The following is a 25,107-nucleotide window of genomic DNA, read 5'->3' on the forward strand; positions in this document are numbered from 1 at the left end:
GTGCAGATGGCCAAACGTATCCAGTTCAGCGCCCATGGCGGCGCCGAAGTGCTTGAGTATGTCGACTACACGCCGGCAGAGCCTGGCCCGCAGCAGGTTCGTGTGCGCAATGAGGCCATTGGCCTGAACTTTATCGATACCTACTTCCGCAGCGGCCTTTACGCGCCGCCGGCCCTGCCATCGGGCCTGGGCGCAGAGGGCGCCGGTGTGGTCGATGCCGTGGGCAGCGAGGTCACGCAATTCAAAGTCGGCGACCGCGTGGCCTACGGCAGCGGCCCGCTGGGCGCCTACAGCGAATTGCACGTGCTGCCCGCCGCCAACCTGGTGCACCTGCCGGACGACATCAGCTTCGAACAGGCTGCCGGTGCGATGCTCAAAGGCCTGACCGTGCAGTACCTGCTGCGTCAAACCTACGAATTGAAGGGCGGCGAAACCATTCTGTTCCACGCTGCTGCCGGTGGTGTGGGTTCACTGGCCTGCCAATGGGCCAAGGCCTTGGGAGTGAAGTTGATCGGCACCGTGAGTTCACCGGAAAAGGCCGCCTTGGCCAAATCCCTCGGCGCCTGGGAAACGATCGACTACAGCAAGGAAAACGTCGCACAACGCGTACTGGAATTGACCGACGGCAAAAAAGTCCCGGTGGTGTACGACGGCGTTGGCAAGGACACCTGGCTGACCTCGCTGGACAGCGTGGCGCCACGTGGGCTGGTGGTGAGTTTTGGTAATGCGTCGGGCGCGGTGGATGGGGTGAACCTGGGGATTCTGGCGGCGAAGGGTTCGCTGTATGTCACCCGGCCGACCTTGGCGACTTACGCCAGCAACCCGAAAGACTTGCAGGCCATGGCGGATGATTTGTTCTCGATGATCAAGAGCGGCAAGGTGCGCATTGATATCAACCAGCGGTTTTCGCTGGCGGACGCGGCGAAGGCGCAGACTGAGTTGTCGGGGCGGCGGACGACGGGGTCGACCATTCTGCTGCCATAAGGCGGTAGATCTTTTGAGGTTGTAAGGGCCTCATCGCGGGCAAGCCCGGCTCCCACATTTTGATCGCATTCCAACGGAAGGAACGCGGTCGAGTGTGGGAGCGTGTTTGCCCGCGATGGCCGCACCGCGGTCTCAGGAAGGCCGCACCACCTCACCCGTCGCCAAATCACGAATCAGGCTCGGGTTCTTGCGCCCACCCAAAGCACCACCCAACACCCGATCAACCTGGCCACGGAAGTATTGCTCCACGCGAAGCCGCGTACGCGCAGCCGGGCGCCCTTGCGGGTTGGCCGAGGTGGAAATCAGCGGCCCGACCAGCGAGCACAGATCCCGCACCAGCGGATGATCAGTCACCCGCAACGCCACCGTGTCATGCACACCCGTTACCCACTCAGGCAGCAGGTCCTGATGGGGCACCAGCCAGGTATTGGGCCCAGGCCAGGTGCTGGCCATGCGCTCGATCCAGGTGTCCGGGAAGTCTTCAAAGAGAAAATCGAACTGGCGAATATTGTCCGCCACCAGGATCAGGCCCTTGTCCACCGACCGATTCTTGATCGCCAGCAGCCGGTCCACCGCTTCTTCGTTCCACGGATCGCAGCCAAGGCCCCAGACCGCTTCGGTCGGGTAGGCAATCACCGCGCCTGCGCGAATTTCCCGTGCGGTTTCCAGCACACGCCACCTGTTGACCATTACTCACTCTCCGGACTAAAGCTCTGCGCAGTTTACCGATCTTCTTTACAAAACCTAGCAGCGCGCAAGCCAGCGCCCGCTTTCGCAGATCACCTGGCCTTCGAGCTCAAGCTCGGTGAGGGTTGCCAGCACCTGGGACAACGGCCGCCCGCTGGCAATGGCCAAGCCTTCACTGGTGTGAGGCGCGGCGTGCAGCAACGCCACCAGCGGATGAGTGACCGGCATGGGTGCCGGACGGGACAGCGCCTGCCAGCCACGTAACCCTTCCAGAATGTGCTCGATGGATTCCACCAGCGTCGCGCCATCGCGGATCAATTGATGGCAGCCCTTGGCGCCAGGGTGATGGATGGAGCCCGGGATCGCATACACCTCGCGCCCTTGCTCGGCCGCCAGCCGCGCGGTGATCAGCGAGCCACTGGCCATGCTGGCCTCCACCACGAGCACGCCCAGCGACAGGCCACTGATGATCCGGTTGCGCCGGGGGAAGTTGCCAGCTTGTGGCGAGGTGTCCAACGGGAACTCGGAAACCACCGCGCTGCCCTGGGCAATCATCGTGGCTGCGAGCTGTCGGTGGCGCTGTGGATAAAAGTTTTCAAGCCCGGTACCGAGCACGCCGATTGTCTGGCCGCCGACATCCAGCGCTGCCTGGTGCGCCGCGCCGTCTATACCCAAAGCAAGGCCACTGGTGATGACAAAACCGGCGCTCGCCAAGCTGCGGGAAAAGGCCGCTGCGGTGTCCATGCCGGGGCGCGACGCACGGCGACTGCCGACCATGGCCAACTGCGGTTTTTCCAGGATTTTTGGGTCACCGGCGACGAACAATAGCGGCGGGGCATCGTCGATCTGGGCGAGGAGTGCCGGGTAATCAGGTTGGTCCCACATCAGCAAATGCTGGGCCGGCTGCGCCAACCACGCCAATGCCTCACTGGCACCGTCACGTATTTCAGGGCTGCGGCGGGCATCGGCGCTGACGGCCGGCAACCCGAGGGAACGCCATGCACTGGCAGGGGCGCTGATGGCTTTTGAGGCAGAGCCGAAGGCTTCGAGCAACACACGAAAACGCTTGGAACCCAGTTCCGGCAGCCTGTGCAAGCGTAGCCGAGCTTCCAGTTCTGACGGGGAAATTTCGCTGCTGTTTATCGGATACATTTGATCATCCTTGACCGGAACAAGCTGTGGATAACTCTGTTGGTAACTTATTTAGCAGGCTATTTATTGTGTTTGTTGAGCAGTCTCGAATCGGTCCATGACTGCCAGCGAGCGTGAGGCGCTGAGAACCAGGCCATAGCTGAGCCTTTCATAAGTGCGAAACACCAGCAGCGTGCCGGCGCGCTCATCAGGGAGTTGGGTTGCCGTGCCAGTGAGGGTGTCGCGGATCGTCGCGCCGGCTTTGATCACGGTCAGCAATTGGCCTTCAACCAGCCCGTCGCGTCGGCCTTTGTTCAGGGTGACGGCGTCCAGTACGCCAATCTGGGTGACGCCTTTGGGAATGTCGATGATGTGCCCCTTAACACAGGGCGCACGCTTAACGGGGGCCGGCTCAAACGTAGGTTCGGCGCGCAGCAGCCGATCGCCGGGACGTACTTCCTGGGTGACTCGCTGCACCGCCAGCGTGGTGAGATCGCCGGCCATTACGAAGCGCGCGGTGCCGATGTTGTCGGCATTGATGCCCAGCAATTCCTGAGTGTCGGGGTCGGTGTAGGCCTTGGCGCGGCGAAAAATTCCGTAATTGGGCTGTGTGGGGTCCAGGGCGCCCCTTGCATACACACGGTCACCATTGGCGCCCAGCACCCGGCCCGCATCGGCCGCGACAATGTAAGGTGCGTTGTCCAGGTCGTGAGCCGTATCGAGTATGCGGTTGTGCAGTAAAAAGGACTGGATAGCCTGCTGAGTTGCTGGTTCCAGCCGCTGGCCAGGCGGTGGGATCAAGGCCATCGTGAGCGGCGTCCACAGCAGCAAGACGAGTAGCGATTTCCTCATGGGGTCAATCTCCTTTATTATGTGCGTTCGCGTGAAATGCCATAGCCTTCGCGGCTTTCGAACCTTTCACACCGGCTGCCTGGGTCCATCCCACCGCCGATTTGCCTCTACCTCACATGTGCAGCAATTACGCTTATGGCTATTTTGAACATCCTCGAATTTCCCGACTCGCGCCTGCGCACGATCGCCAAACCGGTGGCCGTAGTGGACGACAAGGTTCGTCAGTTGGTCGATGACATGTTTGAAACAATGTATGAAGCCCCGGGCATCGGCCTCGCCGCCACCCAGGTCAACGTGCATCAGCGCGTCGTGGTCATGGACCTGTCGGAAGATCGCAGCGAACCGCGGGTGTTTATCAACCCCGAGTTCGAACCGCTGACCGAAGAGATGGGCGAATACCAGGAAGGCTGCCTCTCGGTGCCGGAGTTCTACGAGAACGTCGAACGCCCGCTGCGCGTGAAGATCAAGGCACTGGACCGTGACGGCAAGCCCTACGAGCTGATCGCCGATGGCCTGCTGGCCGTGTGCATCCAGCACGAGTGCGACCACCTCAACGGCAAGCTGTTTGTCGATTACCTGTCCACGCTTAAACGCGACCGGATCAAGAAGAAGCTGGAAAAAAAGCATCGCCAGCAAGCTTGATGCCCTTCTTCCAAAGGCTTGCTGCGGCAAGCCTTTTTCTTTTGTGACTGTTTTTAACCGAGACCTCCCATGACCGAGCCACTGCGCATTGTTTTTGCCGGCACTCCCGAATTCGCTGCCGAACACCTCAAGGCGCTGCTTGCCAGCCCTTATGACATTGTCGCGGTGTACACGCAGCCGGACCGCCCGGCCGGTCGCGGGCAAAAGCTGATGCCAAGCCCGGTCAAGCAGCTGGCGCTGGAACACAACCTCCCTGTGCTGCAACCGCCAACCCTGCGCAACGCCGAGGCCCAGGCGGAACTGGCGGCGCTGAAGCCAGACCTGCTGGTGGTCGTGGCCTATGGCTTGATCCTGCCTCAGGCGGTGCTGGATATCCCGCGCCTGGGCTGCATCAACAGCCACGCTTCGCTGTTGCCACGCTGGCGCGGTGCGGCGCCGATCCAGCGCGCCGTGGAAGCCGGCGACCGTGAAAGCGGTGTGACCGTGATGCGCATGGAGGCGGGCCTCGACACCGGCCCTATGCTGCTGAAAGTCACCACCCCGATCACCGCCCAAGACACCGGCGGCAGCCTGCATGACCGCCTCGCCGAGCTAGGCCCGCCCGCTGTGGTCCAGGCCATCGCCGGCCTGGCCGCCGGCACCCTCGAAGGCGAAGTGCAGGACGACAGCCTGGCCACCTACGCCCACAAACTCAATAAAGACGAAGCGCGCATCGACTGGAGCCGCCCGGCCGTAGAGCTGGAACGCCTGGTGCGTGCCTTCAACCCATGGCCGATCGGCCACAGCACACTCAGTGGCGAAGCCTTGAAAGTGCTGGCCGCCACCTTGGCTGAAGGCAAGGGCGCCCCCGGTGAAATCATCGGCGCCAGCAAAGAAGGCCTGTTGGTCGCCTGCGGCGAACAGGCGCTTTGCCTGACCCGTCTGCAATTGCCCGGCGGTAAAGCGCTTAATTTCAGCGATTTGTTCAACAGCCGTCGTGAGAAATTTGCCCTGGGCACGGTTCTCGGGGCGGTCGTTCAATGAACCCGCGTCTGGCCGCCGCCAAGGCCCTCGCCGCCGTCCTGAATGGCAAGGCTTCGCTGAACAGTTCGCTGCCTACGCAGCTGGATAAGGTTGAAGACCGTGATCGCGGTTTCACTCAGGACCTGGCCTTTGGCACCGCGCGCTGGCAGCCACGCTTGTCGGCGCTGGCAGCCAAGCTGCTGCAAAAGCCGTTCAAAGCCGCGGATGCGGATGTGGAAGCGCTGCTGCTGGTCGGCCTCTATCAACTGCTCTACACCCGCGTGCCGGCCCACGCCGCCATCGGTGAAACCGTTGGGTGCGCCGACAAGCTGAAAAAACCTTGGGCCAAGGCGCTCCTCAACGCCGTGCTGCGCCGCGCTCAGCGCGAGGGCGAAGCGTTGCTGGCCGAGCTGGAACACGACCCGGTGGTGCGCACCGCACACCCGCGCTGGCTGCAAAAGTCCCTGAAAGCCTTCTGGCCTGAGCAATGGGAAGCCATCTGCGCGGCCAACAATGCGCACCCACCAATGATTCTGCGGGTCAACCGTCGCCATCACAGCCGCGACGCCTACCTGCAATTGCTCACCGACGCCGGCATCAACGCCACGCCGTGCGTGTACAGCGTCGACGGCATCGTGCTGGAAGCAGCCACCGACGTACGCAGCCTGCCAGGCTTTGCCGAAGGCTGGATCAGCGTGCAGGACGAAGCCGCGCAGCTGGCCGCCGACCTGCTCGACCTGGCGCCCGGCCAACGCGTGCTCGACGCCTGTTGCGCGCCGGGCGGTAAGACCTGTCACATTCTGGAAGTCGAAAAAGACCTCGCCGCTGTCGTCGCCGTCGACCTGGAAGCCAAGCGCCTGGTGCGCGTGCGTGAAAACCTCGCCCGCCTGGGCCTGAACGCCGAGCTGATCGCCGCTGACGGCCGCGACACCGCCACTTGGTGGGACGGCAAACCCTTCCAGCGCATTCTGCTGGACGCGCCATGCTCCGCCACTGGCGTGATTCGCCGTCATCCGGACATCAAGCTGACCCGCCAACCCGACGACATTGCCGCCCTGGCCGTGCTGCAAGGCGAACTGCTCGACGCCCTGTGGCCGACCCTGGAAGTCGGCGGCATCCTGCTCTACGCCACGTGCTCGACCTTGCCCACCGAGAACACCGAGGTGATTCAAGCCTTCCTCGCCCGCACCAGCGGCGCGCGCGAACTGGACCTCGCCACCGCGGCCGGCATCAAGCAGCCCCACGGCCGCCAGTTACTCGCGCAAGAAGGCGGACACGATGGCTTCTACTACGCCAAACTGATCAAGATTGCCGCCGCGCGCGGCTAATGGGTTTAAGGGAGTGACCGGATGAAAATCATCATCCTTGGGGCAGGGCAGGTCGGCGGCACGCTGGCCGAGCATTTGGCCAGCGAAGCCAACGACATCACGGTGGTCGACACCGATGCCGAGCGCCTGCGCAACCTCGGCGACCGCCTCGACATCCGCACCGTGCAAGGCCGCGCGTCATTCCCGACGGTGCTGCGCCAAGCCGGTGCCGACGATGCCGACATGCTGGTGGCCGTCACCAACAGTGACGAGACCAACATGGTCGCCTGCCAGGTCGCCCACACCCTGTTTCACACCCCGACCAAAATCGCCCGTGTCCGTGAGGCGGCTTACCTGACCCGTGCAGGGCTTTTCGACAACGACGCGATTCCAGTGGACGTGCTGATCAGCCCTGAACAAGTGGTGACTCACTACATCAAGCGTCTGATCGAAATTCCGGGCGCCTTGCAGGTGATCGACTTTGCCGAGGGCAAGGCGCAATTGGTCGCCGTTAAAGCCTATTACGGCGGTCCGCTGGTGGGCCAGCAACTGCGCCAGTTGCGCGAGCACATGCCGAATGTGGAAACCCGCGTGGCGGCGATTTTCCGGCGCGACCGGCCGATCCTGCCCCAGGGCGATACCGTGATCGAGGCCGACGACGAAGTATTTTTCATCGCCGCCAAAGCGAATATTCGCGCGGTCATGAGCGAAATGCGCCGGCTGGACGAGACCTACAAACGCATCGTCATCGCCGGCGGTGGGCAGATCGGCGAGCGCTTGGCCGAGGCCATCGAAAGCCGCTACCAGGTGAAGATCATCGAGATGAACCCGGCGCGCTGCCGGCATTTGTCCGACACCCTCGACAGCACCGTCGTACTGCAAGGCAGCGCCTCGGACCGCGACCTGCTGATGGAAGAGAACATCGCCGACGCCGATATTTTCCTGGCACTGACCAACGATGACGAGGCCAACATCATGTCCTCGCTGTTGGCCAAGCGGCTGGGGGCGAAGAAGGTCATGACCATCATCAACAACCCGGCCTATGTCGACCTGATCCAGGGCGGCGATATCGACATCGCCATCAGCCCGCAGCTGGCCACCATCGGCACCTTGCTTGCTCACGTGCGCCGTGGCGATATCGTCAGCGTGCACTCCCTGCGCCGGGGCGCGGCGGAGGCCATCGAGGCGATTGCCCATGGCGATTCGAAGTCGAGCAAGGTGATCGGCAAGGCCATCCGCGATATCGGCTTGCCGCCGGGCACCACCATTGGCGCGATCATTCGTGACGAAGAGGTGCTCATCGCCCACGACGATACGGTGATCGTCACGGGCGACCATGTGATTCTGTTTCTGGTGGATAAAAAACATATCCGCGATGTGGAGAAGTTGTTCCACGTGGGGTTGAGCTTTTTCTGATCAAACCATTCAGGTGAGCCTGCCGTCGTCACCGCGGGCAAGCCCGCTCCCACAGGTGATCGCGTTTTTAACGCGCAAGCGGGCTTGCCCGCGATGACGCGCTTGAAAACCTTACCTAGCTAAAAGGACACGCCACCATGCTCGAATCCCTGGAAAAAATGCTCGCCAAGGGTGTGGATAATTCATTGCTGCGCTTTGGCTTGGGCAAGGGTTATCTGGACGCGAAGGACAACGCCAAGGCGGCCGAGCATTTGCACAAGTGCGTGGAATTCGATCCGAAGTATTCGGCGGCGTGGAAGTTGTTGGGCAAGGCGCAGGCGGGGTTGGGTGATAGTGCGGCGGCGCGGCTGGCGTGGGAGAAGGGCATTGAAGCGGCCCAGGCCCATGGCGACAAGCAGGCCGAGAAAGAGATGAGGGTGTTCCTGAAAAAGCTCGACCGGCAGGCCTGATGCGATCCCTGTGGAAGCTGGCTTGCCTGCGATGCAGACAACTCGGTCTCTGTGTTACACCGAGGTGATGCCATCGCAGGCAAGCCAGCTCCCACATTAGGTCTTCATTGGGCTTAGACCTGGGTGAATCAATACCAACGCGCCTCACCCGGCGGGCGCTTCTTGAAGCGCTTCATGCTCCACATGTACTGGCTCGGGTAGGCGCCGACATAGCGCTCCACCACCTTGCTCATCGCCGCGCAGGACGTGGCGGTGTCGGTGCTGTACATGTCTTCCGGCGCCGCTTCCAGAATCACTTTGTAACCCGAACCGTCCGGCAGCCGCAGCGCATGCAGGAACACGCCCACCGCTTTATGGCCGGCAAGCATGTTGGGTACAAACTTGCTGGTCAGTGCCTGGGTGGCGAAGAACGGCACAAAGATCCCGGCCGATTCCGCCGGCTCGGGGTCAGCCGGGATTCCCACCTGGCCGCCTTTGCGCACTTCCTTGATCACGCTGAGAATGCCTTCCTTGGTGGACGCCGCCACACGGTTGCCCAATTGCACGCGCTGTTTTTGCAGCAGTTCATCCACCGCCTTGAGCTTGGGCGGGCGGTAGAAAATGATCGGTTTGCACTGGTTGCAATAAAAGTGATTGAGCACTTCCCAGTTGCCCAGGTGGCTGGTGATGCCCACCACGCCTTTGCCCGAGGCCAGGGCTTGGTGCAGCACTTCCAGGCCTTCGACTTCGCGCACCAGGTCGATGGAGCGCTGGGCCGGCCAGATCCAGGCGCAGGCGCTTTCCGTCAGGGACTTGCCGATGTCCATCAAGCTCTGGCCGACCAGGCGCTCGCGGGCGGCGGGGTCCATGTCCGGGAAGCATTTGGAGAGGTTGATCCGCACTGTTTCGCGGGAGCGGTTGGGGGTTTTCCACATGATCCAGCCAATTGCCGTGCCAACGGCCTGAACAGCGCGCCATGGCAACAAGGCAAACAACCGAAGAGCGCCTACCAGCAAGGCGCCTTTAAACTTTTCCACAGGTCACTCCTGATCGTGTGTGGTGCGAAAAGCGGGCATTCTAACCGGCGTTGGCCAAGTCCGCGTAACGGTCGCAGTCTTGAGTGTGGTCCATGACCATTCCGCTGGCCTGCATGAAGGCGTAGCAAATGGTTGGCCCGACGAAGGTGAAACCGGCTTTTTTCAGGGCGCGGCTCATGGCTTCAGCCTCGGGCGTAATCGCCGGGACCTCACTGCGATCCTTGAAGTGATTGACCTTGGGCACGCCGCCGACGAACGACCAGAGCAAACCCACCGGGTCTTCCAGCGCCAGCCAGGCCGCGGCATTGCGGCGGGTGGCATTGAGCTTGAGGCGATTGCGCACGATGCCAGGGTCGAGCATCAGTGCCTCGATCTCGGCATCGCTGAGGCGTGCCAGGCGCTGTGCATCGAAGCCGAACAGGACCTTTCGATAATGCTCGCGTTTGCGTAAAACGGTGATCCAGGACAGGCCCGCCTGGAACCCTTCGAGCAAAAGCAACTCGAACAGACCCTGCGCATCGCGCAGCGGCGTTCCCCACTCCTGATCGTGATAAGCCATGTACAGCGGATCTTCAGAACACCAAAAGCAGCGTGGCATAAGGCTCCAGGGGATGGTGGCGCGGCCGAATCGGGTATACTCCCGCTCTTTAAATCGCAGCCCAAGTAACAGGTGAATTTCGTGAGCCAGCCTACGCCAGCCGTGCGTACCTTCCAAGACTTGATCCTCGCCCTCCAGCAATACTGGGCCGAGCAAGGTTGTGTGGTACTTCAGCCCTACGATATGGAAGTAGGCGCCGGCACTTTCCACACCGCTACATTCCTGCGGGCCATTGGCCCGGAAACCTGGAACGCCGCTTATGTGCAGCCCAGTCGTCGCCCGACTGACGGCCGCTACGGCGAAAACCCGAACCGCCTGCAGCACTACTACCAGTTCCAGGTGGTACTCAAGCCTAACCCGGACAATTTCCAGGAGCTGTACCTGGGCTCGCTGAAACATGTCGGCCTGGACCCACTGGTGCACGACATCCGTTTCGTCGAAGACAACTGGGAATCGCCGACCCTGGGCGCCTGGGGCCTGGGCTGGGAAGTCTGGCTCAACGGCATGGAAGTGACGCAGTTCACTTACTTCCAGCAAGCGGGCGGCATCGAGTGCTACCCGGTGACCGGCGAGATCACTTACGGCCTTGAACGCCTGGCCATGTACCTGCAAGGCGTGGACTCGGTCTACGACCTGGTGTGGGCTGACGGTCCGTTCGGCAAAGTGACGTATGGCGATGTGTTCCACCAGAACGAAGTGGAGCAGTCCACTTACAACTTCGAACACGCCAACGTCGACAAGCTGTTCGAGCTGTTCGACTTCTATGAAAGCGAAGCCAAGCGCCTGATCGAACTCGACCAGCCGCTGCCGTTGCCAAGCTATGAAATGGTGTTGAAGGCCTCCCATACCTTCAACCTGCTGGATGCCCGCCGTGCCATCTCGGTCACCGCGCGCCAGCAATACATCCTGCGTGTACGCACCCTGGCGCGTTCCGTCGCCCAAGCCTACCTGCTGGCTCGCGCCAAGCTGGGCTTCCCGATGGCAACCCCGGATCTGCGTGATGAAGTGTTGGCTAAGCTGGAGGCTGCACAATGAGTGCTCAAGATTTTTTGGTTGAACTGGGCACCGAAGAGCTGCCGCCCAAGGCACTCAACACCCTGGCCGAGGCGTTCCTGGCCGGTATTGAAAAAGGCCTGCACAGCGCTGGCCTGAAATTCACTGCGAAAAAAGTCTACGCCGCGCCACGTCGCCTGGCTGTGTTGCTGACCGCGCTGGAAACCCAGCAGCCGGACCGCAGCATCAACCTCGACGGCCCGCCGCGCCAAGCCGCTTTCGATGCGGAAGGTAACCCGACTCAAGCAGCCCTGGGTTTTGCCAAGAAGTGCGGCGTCGAGCTGAGCGAGATCGACCAGAGCGGCCCGAAACTGCGTTTCAGCCAGGTCATCACCGGCAAGCCGACGGCGAGCCTGTTGCCGACCATCGTTGAAGATTCCCTCAACGACCTGCCGATCCCCAAGCGCATGCGCTGGGGCGCTCGCAAAGAAGAATTCGTACGCCCAACCCAATGGCTGGTGATGCTGCTCGGTGACCAGGTCATCGACTGCACGATCCTCGCTCAAAAGGCGGGCCGTGATTCGCGTGGTCATCGCTTCCACCACCCAGAAGCCGTGCGCATCACTTCGCCCGCCAACTATGCCGCCGACCTGCGCGCCGCTTACGTGCTGGCCGATGCCAATGAGCGTCGTGAGCTGATCAGCAAGCGCACCGAAGAGCTGGCCCGCCTGCAGGAAGGCACCGCCATCGTGCCGCCAAGCCTGCTCGACGAAGTGACCGCGCTGGTTGAATGGCCAGTGCCGCTGGTGTGCTCGTTCGAAGAGCGTTTCCTCGACGTGCCGCAAGAAGCCCTGATCACCACCATGCAGGACAACCAGAAGTACTTCTGCCTGCTGGACGTGGACGGCAAGTTGCTGCCGCGCTTCATCACCGTGGCCAACATCGAAAGCAAAGACCCGCAGCAGATCATCGCCGGTAACGAAAAAGTCGTGCGCCCGCGCCTGACCGACGCCGAGTTCTTCTTCAAGCAAGACAAGAAGCAGAAGCTCGAAGACTTCAACCTGCGCCTGCAAAACGTGGTGTTCCAGGAAAAACTCGGCAGCGTCTACGACAAAGCCGTGCGCGTTTCCAAGCTGGCGGCCTACATTGCGCCGCGCATTGGTGGCGATGCCGCCTGGGCTGCCCGCGCGGGCTTGCTGTCCAAGTGCGACCTGGCCACCGAAATGGTCGGCGAGTTCCCGGAGATGCAAGGCGTTGCCGGTTACTACTACGCCCTCAACGACGGCGAGCCGGACGATGTAGCCCTGGCGCTGAACGAGCAGTACATGCCGCGCGGTGCCGGTGCTGAGCTGCCAACCACCTTGACCGGTGCGGCCGTGGCCATCGCCGACAAGCTGGATACCCTGGTGGGTATCTTCGGTATCGGCATGTTGCCTACCGGCAGCAAAGACCCGTACGCCCTGCGCCGTGCTGCCTTGGGCGTGCTGCGTATCCTGATCGACAAAAAGCTCGACCTCGACCTGACCCAGGCCGTGGTGTTTGCGGTCGGCCAGTTCGGTGGCAAGGTCAAGCAAGCCGGTTTGGCCGAGCAAGTGCTGGAGTTCGTGTTCGACCGCCTGCGTGCGCGTTACGAAGACGAAGGCGTGGATGTTTCGGTGTACCTGTCGGTCCGTGCCCTGCAACCGGGCTCGGCACTGGACTTCGATCAGCGTGTGCAGGCCGTACAGGCTTTCCGCAAGCTACCGGAAGCCGATGCGCTGGCTGCCGTGAACAAGCGCGTGTCGAACCTGCTGAGCAAGGCCGACAACCTCGGCAATACCGAAGTCGACCCGTCCCTGTTTGCCGATGCCAAGGAGTTCTCGCTGAACTCGGCCATCGCCAAGGCCGAAAACGCAGTGAAGCCGCTGCTCGCTGAACGTAACTACGCCGAAGCTCTGGCGCGCCTGGCCACCTTGCGTGAGCCGGTGGATGCGTTCTTCGAAGCCGTGATGATCAATGCCGACGATGCCGGCGTGCGGAAAAACCGCTACGCCATGCTGGCGCGTCTGCGGGGTTTGTTCATCAACATCGCTGACATTTCTGTACTGGGCTGATCATGTTGAAACTGCTGATTCTCGATCGGGACGGAGTGATCAATTACGACTCCGACGCTTACATCAAGTCGGTGGCGGAATGGATTCCACTGCCCGGCTCGATCGAGGCCATCGCGCAGTTGAGCAAAGCCGGCTGGACGGTGGCCATCGCCACCAACCAGTCCGGCATCGCCCGTGGTTATTACGACATCGCCACCCTGGACGCCATGCACGCGCGCTTGCGCACGTTGGTGGCCGAGCAGGGCGGTGAGGTGGGGCTGGTGGTGTACTGCCCTCACGGGCCGGATGAGGGCTGCGATTGCCGCAAACCCAAGCCTGGCATGTTGAAAACCATTGCAGAACATTACAAGGTGCCCTTGGCTGGGCTATGGTTCGTCGGGGACAGCCTCGGTGACCTGGAGGCGGCCAAAGCCGTCGACTCTCAGCCAGTTTTGGTTAAGACCGGGAAAGGCGAAAAGACCCAGGCGAAAGACCTGCCGGTAGGCACTTTGATTTTTGACGATCTGGCGGCGGTTGCCGCAGAACTTATCAACAACTAGCCGCCCTCGACTTCCTGACCAAGGACTGTTCGGGAGTGCGCTTTTAACAGGCGGGCCGTGTCCCGCAACGGTAAATGCCGCCATGTCGATCTTGCAGGCCATCAGAACCTTTTTCTTTTACCTGCTGCTGGGCACCAGTTCGTTTCTCTGGTGCACCCTGAGCTTTTTTATTGCGCCGTTCCTGCCGTTCAAGGCGCGCTATCGCTTTATCAACGTTTATTGGTGCCGCTGCGCGTTGTGGCTGACCAAGGTGTTCCTGAACATCCGTTTCGAAGTGAAGGGCGCTGAAAACGTCCCGGAGCAGCCTTGCGTGATTCTGTCGAACCACCAGAGCACCTGGGAAACGTTCTTCCTCTCCGCGTACTTTTCGCCGTTGAGCCAGGTGCTCAAGCGCGAGCTGCTGTATGTGCCGTTCTTCGGCTGGGCCATGGCCATGTTGCGCCCGATCGCCATTGATCGTGACAACCCCAAGGCGGCGCTCAAGCACGTCGCCAAAAAAGGCGATGAGTTGCTCAAGGATGGCGTTTGGGTACTGATCTTTCCGGAAGGTACGCGTGTGCCTTACGGCACCGTAGGCAAATTCTCGCGGGGCGGCACCGCTTTGGCGGTGAATGCCAACCTGCCGGTATTGCCGATTGCGCATAACGCCGGCAAGTTCTGGCCGAAGACAGGTTGGGCCAAAAGCGCAGGCACCATCACGGTAGTGATTGGTGAGCCGATGTACGCAGAAGGCGAAGGGCCACGTGCGATTGCAGCATTGAATGACCGCGCTGCAGCGTGGAATGAAGCGCAGCAACGGGCCATGGGTTCATTGCCTCCCGAGCCTGTGGTGGTAGAGACGCCGGCGATTTGAGCTTCTGTGGATAACCTGTGTACGGTTTGTTGGCGAATTGCCGTTTTTGTTTCGTAAGAAGCTGATTTACTTACATATTTCTCAAGCTAATAAAATCGCGAAAAACGTGCATAAGTTTTTTGCGCATTAAAAAACCGGTCTTTTTGACCGGTTTTTTATGCACAGCAGAAAACCAGGCTTTTCACGTATCGAGCAGGGGCAGTTTCAGGCTGAAGGTCGAGCCTTTGCCTAACTCGCTCTCGCACAGAATACGGCCGCCATGGCGCTCAATCACGGCTTTGACCATGGTCAGCCCCAAACCCAAACCCTCACTGCCCTGGGCTGAATCGAAGCGTCGGTACTGGCTGAACAGCTCCGGCAAATCCCCAGGCGCGATGCCCAGCCCCTGATCGCTGATGCGACATTCCAACCAACCTTGCGCGCTGCCGTGGCTCAGCGTGACGGTGGTGCCTGACGGGGAGTACTTGATGGCGTTTTCCAGCACGTTGAACAGCGCCCGTGTCAGCAATGATTGATCGGCTGACACCATGCCCTCATCCGCCTCATCCAAGTCGTGTACCAAGTGAATGCCCTTGAGCTGCGCGATCACTGCCACCTGGTCAAAGGCATCCATGACCAGCATGGCAAATAGCGTCGGCTGGAAGTGGTAGCCGTCGGCTTCGGCTTTGGCCAACTGCACGAAGGATTCGGTGAGGCTCAATGCGCGTTTCACCTGTTGTTCGATCTGGGCAAATATCGGTGAATCGCCGTTGTGCACATCCAGCAACGCCAGGATCGCCGAGTGCGGCGCACGCAGGTCATGGGACAGGAAGCGCAACATCGTCTCGCGGTGTTGTTGGGCTTCACGCTCCTTGCTCAAGTCGGTAAGGCTCAGCAGCCAGCCAAGGGCGACATCACCTTCGGCCGGCAGCAAGGGTGCCAGCTCCATGCGCAGGCTGCGCTGGTGGATATCACGGAACTCGATAAGCTGCAGCGCCGACAGGGCAGGGCGAACGCCGTTGTGCAGCGGCGGGTAGCCGAGGTCGGCGAGTTGTTCCAATAGATTTGTGGCCACCAGATCGTTGCCGAACACCTCACGGGCGACGCGGTTGGCCAGCAGGATGCTGCCGTGGGGATCGGTAATCAGGGTCGCCACCGGCAGGCACTCCAACCCGTCCGCCATAAAGCGCCGCGTGTCGCGCGTGCGGCTTACCGCCTGCTCAAGCGCAAAGATCCGCCCCTGCAACACGTCACCTTTGCTGGCGGGCGCACGGCGGCGCTCGGGCAGCACTTTGGGTTCGTTATCCAGGCGTGCCAGTTCCCAGCCGAAGTAAGCAAGGATCACGCTCAGGCGGCGCCAATTCCAGATCAGGTAGCTGAGCAGCAGCCCGATCAGACACGCTGCGGGTGACCACCAATGCCCCAGGCGTAGCAGCGCCCATGAGCCGAGCAGTGCGGTGACCATGCAAGCCAGGGTCATCCACAGTGCATAGCGCGGCCGATACAACAGCAGCCCCAGCAGCAACGCCACCAGCGATGCGGCCATCAATGCGGCAAGCCAGCCTGGAAGATCGACGATGCTGCGCCCCAGCAGCAATCCATTGAGGATGTTGGCCTGGATCTCCACTCCGGCCGTGGAGCCCACTGTGGAGGAGAGGGGCGTGACAAAGCGATCACCCATTCCATAGGCCGTGGCACCGACCAATATCAACCGACCACGCAACACGTCGGGCGGTACCTCGCCCTGTAATACGCTGACGTAGGACACGCTGGGAAAGTGACCCTGCGCGGTGTAAGGAACACGAACCGCGTGTTCACGATGCCAATGCTGACCGTCAGGTTCCTTGGCGAGCCCCGGCATGGGTGAGGTTTGCCCACTCAACGTATAGGCAAGCCATGCCAGCTGCGCAAGCGTGTTGCCGGGCGGGCCCTCGCGCATATACAGGCTGCGTACCACACCATCGTTATCGGCTTCGACATTGATCTGGCCCATGCCTTTGGCGCATTTGAGCAGTGGCAACAGTTGCTCATCCGCCGCGTCGGAACTCGCCGTGGGCAACAACACATTGCCGGCATTGCACACCGCGTCGGCCAACCGTTGGTCATCCGCCGCATCGCCGGGCTCGCTGAAGATCACATCAAACAATATGCCTGCCGGTCGAGCAGCACTGAGCCGGTCAATCAGGTCAGCATGCACGCTGCGCTGCCAAGGCCACTGGCCTAGCTTTTTCAGGCTCTGGTCATCAATGGTCACCAGCAGGATCCGTGGATCGACCGGCAATGGGGTCAGGCGACGAAGGCTGTCGTACAGCGGGTTATTGAGGGCCAGGCCTGGGCTCAAGGACAGGTAAACAGTGAAGGGCAGCAGAACCAGGCCAATCAATAGCCACTCGCGTATCAAACCGTGGAACAGCAGTTGTGCTCGAGTGGGTTGGCGTTTTTCGGATTTGCGCCACAGCATCACCGGGCCACCGTCGCAGGCGTGTAGAGGTGTCGAGAGTGGATAGTTGAACGCGCCATATGCCCCGGCCCCTCCCTGTTCGATATGAGCGGTGTACTGAACCCAGTGAAGCTCATATCGGTCTCACTGTTAGACTTTCCTGAGCGATTCATGCTGAACCTTTTCCTTACGGGCAGGAGTGGGTATCTTTCCTCCAAGGTATCGAGGTCTTCCAACGGATTAAAGGCTCTTTGATATCAGCGTATCGATAGATTCATGGTCCGCTGAATCTGACCACAATTATTCAGATTCGATGGCCGGCATTTGCGCCGTTTTTTTAGTAGAAGGGACCCACCCATGCGTGTCGCAATACTGGATGACGAGCCCGCTGAGTTGCGCCGGGTTGAGCAGACACTGCGACAGATTCCCAGCACCGCGGAACAGCCGTGGTCCGTGCATTGCTTCGAGCGTGGTGAAGACCTGCTACGCCAGCTGCGCCGGGAAACCTTTGACTTGCTGATACTCGACTGGCAACTGCCCGACATCACGGGTATCGCGCTGCTGCGCTGGACCCGCGAGCACATGGAGTCACCGCCCGCCGTGATCATGCTCACCAGTCGGGACGCCGAGAGCGACATCGTCACGGCCCTGAACAGTGGGGCGGATGATTACGTCAGCAAACCCTTCCGGCCCAATGAACTGAAAGCCCGCATCACGGCCGTCCTGCGTCGCCATGGTCTGCAAAAATCGACGGCCCATGAAGTGCAGAGCTTCAACGATCTGACCTTTGACGATGCTGAACTGACCGTCACTCGTGCGGGCAAACCTATCAACCTGACTGAGCGTGAATACCGCTTGGCCAGTTGCTTGTTCGCCAATCTGGCGCGTCCGTTGTCTCGTGAATATCTGTATGAACGGTTCTGGTCTCATGAGGAGATGGTCTCCTCGCGGCCGCTGGATACTCATATCTATCGCCTGCGCAACAAGCTGGGGCTGACCGCCGACCGTGGCTGGCAACTGCTGACAATCTACGGATACGGTTATCGGCTGGAGAGTGTGGCGGCGGTAAACCCGGGCCAATAAGCTCGATGTTCCACGTGGAGCATTATAAAAACTGCTTTTTCAGACCCAATAAAAAAGGCCAACGCTGAGCGTTGGCCTTTTTGTTTTAGCAGGCTGACCTGATCAGAAGTCCAGGTTGGACACTGCCAAGGCATTGCTTTCGATGAAGTCACGGCGAGGTTCGACCGCATCACCCATCAGGGTGTTGAAGATCTGGTCTGCGCCAATGGCGTCTTCGATGGTCACGCGCAACATACGACGCTGAGCTGGGTCCATGGTGGTTTCCCACAGCTGATCCGGGTTCATTTCGCCCAGACCTTTGTATCGCTGAATGGTGTGACGCTTGGTGCTTTCTGCCATCAGCCAATCAAGGGCTTCTTTGAATTCCTTGACCTGCTTCTTGCGTTCGCCGCGCTGAATGTAAGCACCGTCGTCCAGCAGGGTGCTCAATTGCGCGCCGAGGGTAACGACGGTTTTGTAGTCGTTACTGCCGAAGAAGTCGCGGTTGAAGGTGACGTAGTTCGACAGGCCGTGGGAGATCAGTTCGACCTCTGGCAGCCACACGTTACGTTCACGGTCTTCACGCAGGCTGGCTTTGTACACCAGGCCAGACTTCTCGACGGTACGCAGGCGCACTTCGTACTGGGCCAGCCAATCCTGCATCGCTGCATGATCGCCCAACTGCTCCAGGCTGACGGCCGGCAGGTAGATGAAGTGCTCGGTCAGCTCCTGAGGGTACAGGCGCGACAGACGCTTGAGAGTCTTCATGACCATGCGGAAATCGTTAACCAGACGCTCCAGCGACTCACCAGAGATACCCGGAGCTTCGTCGTTCAAGTGCAGGCTGGCATCTTCCAGGGCCGACTGCGTCATGTACTCTTCCATGGCGTCGTCGTCTTTGATGTATTGCTCTTGCTTGCCTTTTTTCACTTTGTACAACGGTGGCTGAGCGATGTAGATATAGCCACGCTCAATCAGCTCCGGCAACTGACGGAAGAAGAAGGTCAGCAGCAGGGTACGGATGTGCGAACCGTCGACGTCAGCATCGGTCATGATGATGATGTTGTGGTAGCGCAGCTTGTCGATGTTGTACTCGTCGCGGCCGATACCGCAGCCCAGGGCTGTGATCAACGTGCCGACTTCCTGAGAGGAAATCATCTTGTCGAAGCGGGCTTTCTCAACGTTGAGGATCTTCCCCTTCAACGGCAGGATCGCCTGGGTGCGACGGTTACGACCCTGCTTGGCGGAACCGCCAGCAGAGTCACCTTCCACCAGGTACAGCTCGGAGAGGGCAGGGTCCTTCTCCTGGCAGTCTGCCAATTTGCCCGGCAGGCCGGCGATATCCAGCGCGCCTTTACGACGGGTCATCTCACGGGCTTTACGCGCCGCTTCACGCGCACGTGCAGCGTCGATCATCTTGCCGACAACCAGCTTGGCTTCGTTCGGGTTCTCCAGCAGGAAGTCGGAGAAGTATTTGCCCATCTCCTGTTCCACAGCGGTCTTCACTTCGGAAGACACCAGCTTGTCTTTGGTCTGGGAGCTGAACTTGGGATCTGGCACTTTCACCGAGATAATCGCAGTCAGGCCTTCACGTGCGTCGTCACCGGTGGTGGCGACTTTGTGCTTCTTGGCCAAGCCTTCGGCTTCGATGTAGGTGTTCAGGTTACGCGTCAACGCCGAACGGAAACCCACCAAGTGAGTGCCGCCATCGCGCTGAGGAATGTTGTTGGTGAAACACAACAGGTTCTCGTTGAAGCTGTCGTTCCACTGCAGGGCGATTTCTACGCCGATGCCATCTTCACGCTGGATGTTGAAGTGGAACACCTGGTTGACCGCAGTCTTGTTGGTGTTCAGGTATTCAACAAACGCACGCAGACCGCCTTCGTACTTGAACAGCTCTTCCTTGCCGCTGCGCTCGTCCTTGAGAACGATGCCCACACCGGAGTTGAGGAAGGAAAGTTCACGAATACGCTTGGCCAGGATGTCCCAGCTGAAGTGGATATTCTTGAAGGTTTCAGCCGATGGCTTGAAGTGGATCTGCGTACCAGTGGATTCGCTGTCACCGACGATTTTCATCGGCTCTTGTGGCACGCCGTGCACGTAAGTCTGTTCCCAGATCTTGCCGCTACGGCGAACGGTCAGAATCAGTTCTTCCGACAAAGCGTTCACTACCGACACACCTACACCGTGCAAACCGCCGGAGACTTTATAGGAGTTGTCGTCGAACTTACCGCCGGCGTGGAGCACGGTCATGATGACCTCTGCCGCCGAAACGCCTTCCTCTTTGTGCACGTCTACCGGAATGCCGCGACCGTTGTCGCGCACGGTGATGGACTCATCCGGGTGGATGATGATGCTGATGTCGTCGCAGTGACCGGCCAACGCTTCGTCGATGGAGTTGTCGACCACCTCGAAGACCATGTGGTGCAGACCGCTACCATCATCGGTGTCGCCAATGTACATACCGGGACGTTTGCGTACGGCATCCAAACCTTTCAGCACTTTAATGCTGGTCGAGTCGTACGTGTTTTCTTCGCTCATGCCTTCACTCCCGATGGTCGTGGGTCTGGGTGATACGGCCTTGTTCCACGTGGAACAAAGCGACTGGCGTTTCCGTCTGCCAGCCTTCCCTCAATAATTCGTGGTCTACACAGGTAATGAATACCTGGCAGCGTAAGTCTTCCAACAAGCGGCATAACGCGCGGCGGTGTTGCTCGTCGAGTTCGGACGGCAAGTCATCCACCAGATAAATACACTGACCGCGTCGGGCTTGGCTAACCAAATGCCCCTGGGCGATACGCAGTGCGCACACCACCAACTTCTGCTGACCGCGGGACAAGATATCCGCGGCATTATGTGCGCCTAATCTAAGACGCAGATCAGCCCGTTGGGGGCCTGCCTGGGTATGGCCAATTTGCTGATCCCGTTGCAAGGACGTGGCGAGCACTGCGCTCAGCTCACGCTCTTTATCCCAACCACGGTAGTAGCTCAGCGTCAGCCCCTCGAGATCCAACAACTCACTCAAGGTCTGCTCAAAGACTGGTTTCAAGGCTTTGATATAGGCGCGGCGGTATTCATCTATTTCGTCGCTGGCCAGGCACAGTTCCCGGTCCCAGGCTGCTTGCGAAGCGGCGTCAAGTGTACCATGCCGCAGCCATGAGTTCCGCTGCCGCAGGGCCTTCTGCAGGCGCTGCCAAGTGGCCATGAAACGCGGTTCCACGTGGAACACTCCCCAATCGAGAAATTGCCTGCGGATCTTCGGTGCACCTTCCAACAGGCGGAAGCTGTCGGGGTTGATCAACTGCAGAGGCAGAATTTCCGCCAACTGGGCAGCGCTGCGAGCATTTTGCCCGTCAATGCGAATTTGAAATTCCCCGCCGCGCTCACGAGATATTCCCAGGCTGCTGTGTCCGCCTTCAGCCAATTCAACTTGGCCAAATACAGTGCATGCCAACTGCTCGTATTGAATCACCGGCAAAAGACGTGCACTGCGAAAAGAACGGGCGAGCCCCAGCAAATGAATGGCTTCCAGCACGCTGGTTTTGCCACTGCCGTTGGCGCCGTGGAGGATATTGATGCGGGGGGAGGGGGAGAAGGTCACCGGGTGCAGATTGCGCACCGCGGTGACCGAGACGCGACTGAGGGACATCTAGCTTCTGCTGAGCATGATTACAGGCGCATCGGCATAACTACGTAAGCCGAGTCGTCGTTATCAGATTCTTGCACCAGGGCGCTGCTGTTGGAGTCCGACAGAATCAGGCGAACCTGTTCGGTGGTCATTACGCCCAGCACGTCCAACAAATAGCTGACGTTGAAGCCGATCTCCAGCGAGCCTCCGTTGTAGTCAACGCCTACTTCTTCTTCCGCTTCTTCCTGCTCAGGGTTATTCGCCTGAATTTTCAACTGACCATTGGCCAGTTGCAGACGGATACCGCGGTACTTCTCGTTCGACAGAATCGCGGTACGGCTGAACGCTTCGCGCAAGGCCTGACGATCGCCGATCACCAGCTTGTCGCCGCCTTTAGGCAGCACGCGCTCGTAATCCGGGAATTTGCCGTCGACCAACTTGGACGTGAAGGTGAATTCACTGGTAGTGGCGCGAATGTGGTGCTGGCCCAGAACGATGCTGACGTTGCCGTCCGGCTCGGTGAGCAGACGCGCCAACTCGAGGATACCTTTACGCGGGACAATCACTTGGTGGCGATCTGGCTGACCAATATCGGCACGCATGGAGCACATCGCCAACCGGTGACCGTCGGTGGCCACGGCGCGGATGATGCCTTCAGAGACTTCCAGCAACATACCGTTGAGGTAGTAGCGAACATCCTGCTGGGCCATGGCGAAGCTGGTGCGCTCGATCAAACGGCGCAGTTTGCTTTGTTCCAGGCTGCAGGTCAGCGAGCCAGGGCCTTCTTCGACGGTCGGGAAGTCATTGGCTGGCAAGGTGGACAGCGTAAAACGACTGCGGCCGGCCTTGACCACCAACTTCTGCTCATCGACTTTAATGTCGATCAGCGCTTCGTTTGGCAAGCTTTTGCAGATATCCATCAGCTTGCGCGCAGGTACGGTGATCTCGCCCGGCTCAGCAGGCTCTTCCAGCTGCACGCGGCCAACCAGCTCGACCTCAAGGTCGGTACCGGTCAAGGACAATTGCTGGCCTTCGACAACCAGCAATACGTTTGAGAGCACCGGCAAGGTCTGTCGGCGCTCGACGACGCCTGCGACCAGTTGCAGGGGTTTCAACAGGGCTTCGCGTTGAATGGTGAAATGCATGGTCTAGTCCCTTGCCTTAATAAGCTGCGCTGGTGTCATCACGTAGTCAGTGTACGCAGCAGGTTCTTGTAGTCCTCGCGAATATCCGCGTCGGATTCCTTAAGTTCGTTGATCTTGCGGCACGCGTGCAAGACCGTGGTGTGGTCGCGACCGCCAAACACATCACCGATTTCCGGCAGGCTGTGGTTGGTCAGCTCTTTGGAGAGCGCCATCGCCACCTGACGCGGACGTGCCACCGAGCGCGAACGGCGCTTGGACAACAGGTCGGAAATCTTGATTTTGTAGTACTCAGCCACCGTGCGCTGGATGTTATCCACACTCACCAGCTTGTCTTGCAGGGCCAGCAAATCTTTCAGGGATTCACGGATCAACTCGATGGTGATATCGCGGCCCATGAAGTGCGAGTGAGCAATGACCCGCTTGAGCGCGCCTTCGAGCTCACGCACGTTGGAGCGAATGCGTTGAGCAATAAAGAAGGCCGCATCGTGTGGCAGATCGACTTTCGCCTGGTCGGCCTTTTTCATCAGGATCGCGACGCGGGTTTCCAGCTCCGGCGGTTCTACCGCAACGGTCAGGCCCCAACCGAAGCGCGACTTCAAACGTTCTTCCAAGCCTTCGATTTCCTTCGGGTAACGGTCGCTGGTCAAGATGACCTGCTGGCCGCCCTCGAGCAGGGCGTTGAAGGTGTGAAAAAACTCTTCCTGAGAACGTTCCTTGCGGGCAAAAAATTGAATGTCATCGATCAGCAACGCATCAACCGAGCGGTAGAACCGCTTGAACTCGTTGATCGCATTGAGCTGCAAGGCCTTGACCATGTCAGCGACGAAGCGCTCCGAGTGCAGGTACACAACCTTGGCATTCGGGTTCTTCTTTAATAGATGGTTACCCACAGCGTGCATCAAATGCGTCTTACCCAAGCCGACGCCACCATAAAGGAAGAGCGGGTTGTAACCATGCTTGGGGTTGTCGGCTACCTGCCAGGCGGCCGCGCGGGCCAGCTGGTTGGATTTACCTTCGACGAAGTTTTCAAAGGTGAACGTACGGTTCAGGTAGCTGGTGTGCTTGAGCGCACCTTCTACCTGCACGGTGCGCTGTTCGGCGCGTACCGGTGCTTGCTGCGAGCTGGCACCGGCCATTGGGTCGAAGCTGTCACGGGACGGCTCTTCATTTATAGGCGCGTTTTTCTGCGCCGATGATTGCGAAGGCGTCTGGGCAACGGGTGCTGGCGAGTTATTAACAGGCGCGGCTGCGGCCTGAGCCTGCGAGGCGCTCGCTGCCAACGGTGCATTCGGCGCGGCACGCGGTGCAGAGCTACGTTTGCTGCCTATTAATAGGGAGAGTACGGGCGCCAGGCCATTGCCGTGCTCATCGAGCAATTCGAGAACGCGGCTCAGGTACTTCTCATTAACCCAATCGAGAACAAAACGATTCGGCGCGTAGACACGCAACTCGTCGCCTTCGGCTTCGACCTGTAGCGGACGGATCCAGGTGTTGAATTGCTGGGCAGGCAGCTCTTCGCGCAAAAGCTCCACGCACTGCTGCCAAAGTTCCACTGACACGGATATCCCCTAAGTTGAAAGCCGGTGAGGCAAAAACAGCCGCCATTGTAGCGGCCAGACGCCCACTTATCCACATGTAGGTTGCTCACAGGGCACCCAAAATCAATGCGTTAAGCGCAGAAAAGCCGACCAATGGTCTGTGTATAAGCTCTGTGGATAAGCGCCCCTAAGCTCGTTGTACAAGTGGGGTCGAAAGTCTGTGGGTAACTGGCCTGTGGATAACAACCCATTCCACGCACAGGTTATCCGACAGCGCAGCACAGGCAGAGCACCGTTTCTCCCCCTAGTTGTCATTCTCTGTACATCAGGTGGAATATGGGCTCAGAGCAGTTATCCACAGAGGATCGCCTCCCTAGCTTTTATAAGCTTTACAGAAAAGCTTTAAATAACTTCCTTCTTTATTTTTATATCTATGGCATTGCTCGTGAAAGCCGGGCGAGCCGAAAAGGCCCAATTGCCTGCAGAGATCTAATTAAAGGAAAAGCTGGTTGGAAATTGACCTAGAGGCTTGCTTTCTCTAGAATCGCCGGTCTCTTAAAACGGGGGCCATTCCGGCCCGTTGTGGACGAACCAGGTAACAACGCCATGAAACGTACTTTCCAACCAAGCACCATCAAACGCGCCCGTACTCACGGCTTCCGTGCTCGCATGGCCACCAAGAACGGCCGTGCTGTTCTGTCGCGTCGCCGCGCCAAAGGTCGTGCGCGTCTGGCAGTTTGATAATCCGGTACT

22 protein-coding genes are annotated in these 25,107 nt (G+C 59.7%); 12 read left to right on the top strand and 10 right to left on the bottom strand.

Features of this window, described 5'->3' with window-relative positions; all coding sequences use genetic code 11:
• Positions 1-6: 6 nt before the first annotated feature.
• Positions 7-984, top strand: a complete 978-nt coding sequence (locus ACP7B3_RS09320; protein ID WP_426178687.1) for an NADPH:quinone reductase — start codon at positions 7-9, stop codon at positions 982-984.
• A 132-nt stretch (positions 985-1,116) separates the two neighbouring features.
• Here ACP7B3_RS09320 and ACP7B3_RS09325 read toward each other — a convergent pair whose 3' ends face one another.
• The 3 genes from ACP7B3_RS09325 to ACP7B3_RS09335 all read right to left on the bottom strand — a co-directional run bounded on the left by ACP7B3_RS09325 (position 1,117) and on the right by ACP7B3_RS09335 (position 3,654).
• On the bottom strand, positions 1,117-1,674 hold the full coding sequence (locus ACP7B3_RS09325; RefSeq protein ID WP_106575988.1) for an L-threonylcarbamoyladenylate synthase: 558 nt from the start codon (positions 1,672-1,674) through the stop codon (positions 1,117-1,119).
• 54 nt (positions 1,675-1,728) lie between these two features.
• Positions 1,729-2,823 (bottom strand): DNA-processing protein DprA, encoded by a 1,095-nt coding sequence (dprA, locus tag ACP7B3_RS09330; RefSeq protein WP_426178688.1) that lies wholly within the window; start codon positions 2,821-2,823, stop codon positions 1,729-1,731.
• 63 nt (positions 2,824-2,886) lie between these two features.
• Positions 2,887-3,654: a peptidoglycan-binding protein gene (locus tag ACP7B3_RS09335; RefSeq protein ID WP_426178689.1), complete on the bottom strand. Its 768-nt coding sequence runs from the start codon at positions 3,652-3,654 to the stop codon at positions 2,887-2,889.
• 135 nt (positions 3,655-3,789) lie between these two features.
• Here ACP7B3_RS09335 and def point away from each other — a divergent pair, with 135 nt between their 5' ends.
• The 5 genes from def (at position 3,790) to ACP7B3_RS09360 (ending at position 8,470) form a co-directional block, all read left to right on the top strand.
• Entirely contained in the window at positions 3,790-4,296 is a 507-nt protein-coding gene (gene def, locus ACP7B3_RS09340) for a peptide deformylase (protein ID WP_016970668.1), read from the top strand.
• A gap of 69 nt (positions 4,297-4,365) precedes the next feature.
• A complete protein-coding gene (gene fmt / locus ACP7B3_RS09345; protein WP_426178690.1) occupies positions 4,366-5,319 on the top strand; it encodes a methionyl-tRNA formyltransferase in 954 nt (317 codons plus the stop codon).
• Positions 5,316-6,626 (top strand): 16S rRNA (cytosine(967)-C(5))-methyltransferase RsmB, encoded by a 1,311-nt coding sequence (gene rsmB, locus ACP7B3_RS09350; protein ID WP_145158434.1) that lies wholly within the window; start codon positions 5,316-5,318, stop codon positions 6,624-6,626. Before fmt ends, rsmB begins: the two co-directional genes overlap by 4 nt.
• Positions 6,627-6,647: 21 nt before the next feature.
• Positions 6,648-8,021, top strand: a complete 1,374-nt coding sequence (gene trkA / locus ACP7B3_RS09355; protein ID WP_106575983.1) for a Trk system potassium transporter TrkA — start codon at positions 6,648-6,650, stop codon at positions 8,019-8,021.
• A gap of 137 nt (positions 8,022-8,158) precedes the next feature.
• Positions 8,159-8,470, top strand: a complete 312-nt coding sequence (locus ACP7B3_RS09360; protein ID WP_242200565.1) for a hypothetical protein — start codon at positions 8,159-8,161, stop codon at positions 8,468-8,470.
• Positions 8,471-8,598: 128 nt separating this feature from the next.
• On the opposite strand, the gene ACP7B3_RS09365 is transcribed toward ACP7B3_RS09360, so the two are convergent.
• Positions 8,599-9,486 (bottom strand): lysophospholipid acyltransferase, encoded by an 888-nt coding sequence (locus ACP7B3_RS09365; protein ID WP_242200567.1) that lies wholly within the window; start codon positions 9,484-9,486, stop codon positions 8,599-8,601.
• Positions 9,487-9,526: 40 nt separating this feature from the next.
• Positions 9,527-10,084, bottom strand: coding sequence for a DNA-3-methyladenine glycosylase I (locus ACP7B3_RS09370; RefSeq protein WP_106575980.1), 558 nt, complete (start codon positions 10,082-10,084; stop codon positions 9,527-9,529).
• A gap of 81 nt (positions 10,085-10,165) precedes the next feature.
• On the opposite strand from ACP7B3_RS09370, the gene glyQ reads away from it, so the two are divergent.
• The 4 genes from glyQ to ACP7B3_RS09390 all read left to right on the top strand — a co-directional run bounded on the left by glyQ (position 10,166) and on the right by ACP7B3_RS09390 (position 14,562).
• Positions 10,166-11,119 (top strand): glycine--tRNA ligase subunit alpha, encoded by a 954-nt coding sequence (gene glyQ / locus ACP7B3_RS09375; protein ID WP_003187265.1) that lies wholly within the window; start codon positions 10,166-10,168, stop codon positions 11,117-11,119.
• A complete protein-coding gene (gene glyS / locus ACP7B3_RS09380; protein ID WP_426178691.1) occupies positions 11,116-13,170 on the top strand; it encodes a glycine--tRNA ligase subunit beta in 2,055 nt (684 codons plus the stop codon). The genes glyQ and glyS overlap by 4 nt, the downstream gene beginning before the upstream one ends.
• Entirely contained in the window at positions 13,170-13,709 is a 540-nt protein-coding gene (gene gmhB / locus ACP7B3_RS09385) for a D-glycero-beta-D-manno-heptose 1,7-bisphosphate 7-phosphatase (protein ID WP_177410061.1), read from the top strand. Before glyS ends, gmhB begins: the two co-directional genes overlap by 1 nt.
• Before the next feature lie 82 nt (positions 13,710-13,791).
• Positions 13,792-14,562 (top strand): lysophospholipid acyltransferase family protein, encoded by a 771-nt coding sequence (locus tag ACP7B3_RS09390; protein ID WP_145158426.1) that lies wholly within the window; start codon positions 13,792-13,794, stop codon positions 14,560-14,562.
• Between the two features lie 181 nt (positions 14,563-14,743).
• Here ACP7B3_RS09390 and ACP7B3_RS09395 read toward each other — a convergent pair whose 3' ends face one another.
• Entirely contained in the window at positions 14,744-17,005 is a 2,262-nt protein-coding gene (locus ACP7B3_RS09395; protein ID WP_369302777.1) for a CHASE2 domain-containing protein, read from the bottom strand.
• Between the two features lie 333 nt (positions 17,006-17,338).
• Here ACP7B3_RS09395 and ACP7B3_RS09400 point away from each other — a divergent pair, with 333 nt between their 5' ends.
• Entirely contained in the window at positions 17,339-18,064 is a 726-nt protein-coding gene (locus ACP7B3_RS09400; RefSeq protein WP_242200576.1) for a response regulator transcription factor, read from the top strand.
• A 102-nt stretch (positions 18,065-18,166) separates the two neighbouring features.
• On the opposite strand, the gene gyrB is transcribed toward ACP7B3_RS09400, so the two are convergent.
• The 4 genes from gyrB to dnaA are packed head-to-tail and all read right to left on the bottom strand — an operon-like array spanning position 18,167 to position 24,375.
• On the bottom strand, positions 18,167-20,584 hold the full coding sequence (gyrB, locus tag ACP7B3_RS09405) for a DNA topoisomerase (ATP-hydrolyzing) subunit B (protein ID WP_145158421.1): 2,418 nt from the start codon (positions 20,582-20,584) through the stop codon (positions 18,167-18,169).
• 4 nt (positions 20,585-20,588) lie between these two features.
• Complete coding sequence (gene recF / locus ACP7B3_RS09410; RefSeq protein WP_426178692.1) at positions 20,589-21,692, bottom strand: DNA replication/repair protein RecF; 1,104 nt, start codon at positions 21,690-21,692, stop codon at positions 20,589-20,591.
• A 20-nt stretch (positions 21,693-21,712) separates the two neighbouring features.
• Entirely contained in the window at positions 21,713-22,816 is a 1,104-nt protein-coding gene (dnaN, locus tag ACP7B3_RS09415; RefSeq protein WP_083355987.1) for a DNA polymerase III subunit beta, read from the bottom strand.
• 38 nt (positions 22,817-22,854) lie between these two features.
• Entirely contained in the window at positions 22,855-24,375 is a 1,521-nt protein-coding gene (gene dnaA / locus ACP7B3_RS09420) for a chromosomal replication initiator protein DnaA (protein ID WP_416364676.1), read from the bottom strand.
• Positions 24,376-24,960: 585 nt separating this feature from the next.
• Here dnaA and rpmH point away from each other — a divergent pair.
• Positions 24,961-25,095, top strand: coding sequence for a 50S ribosomal protein L34 (gene rpmH, locus ACP7B3_RS09425; protein WP_003213577.1), 135 nt, complete (start codon positions 24,961-24,963; stop codon positions 25,093-25,095).
• Positions 25,096-25,107 lie beyond the last annotated feature (12 nt).

The organism is Pseudomonas sp. TWRC1-2, from assembly GCF_049896685.1.
In the GTDB taxonomy this organism is placed as follows: Bacteria; Pseudomonadota; Gammaproteobacteria; order Pseudomonadales; family Pseudomonadaceae; genus Aquipseudomonas.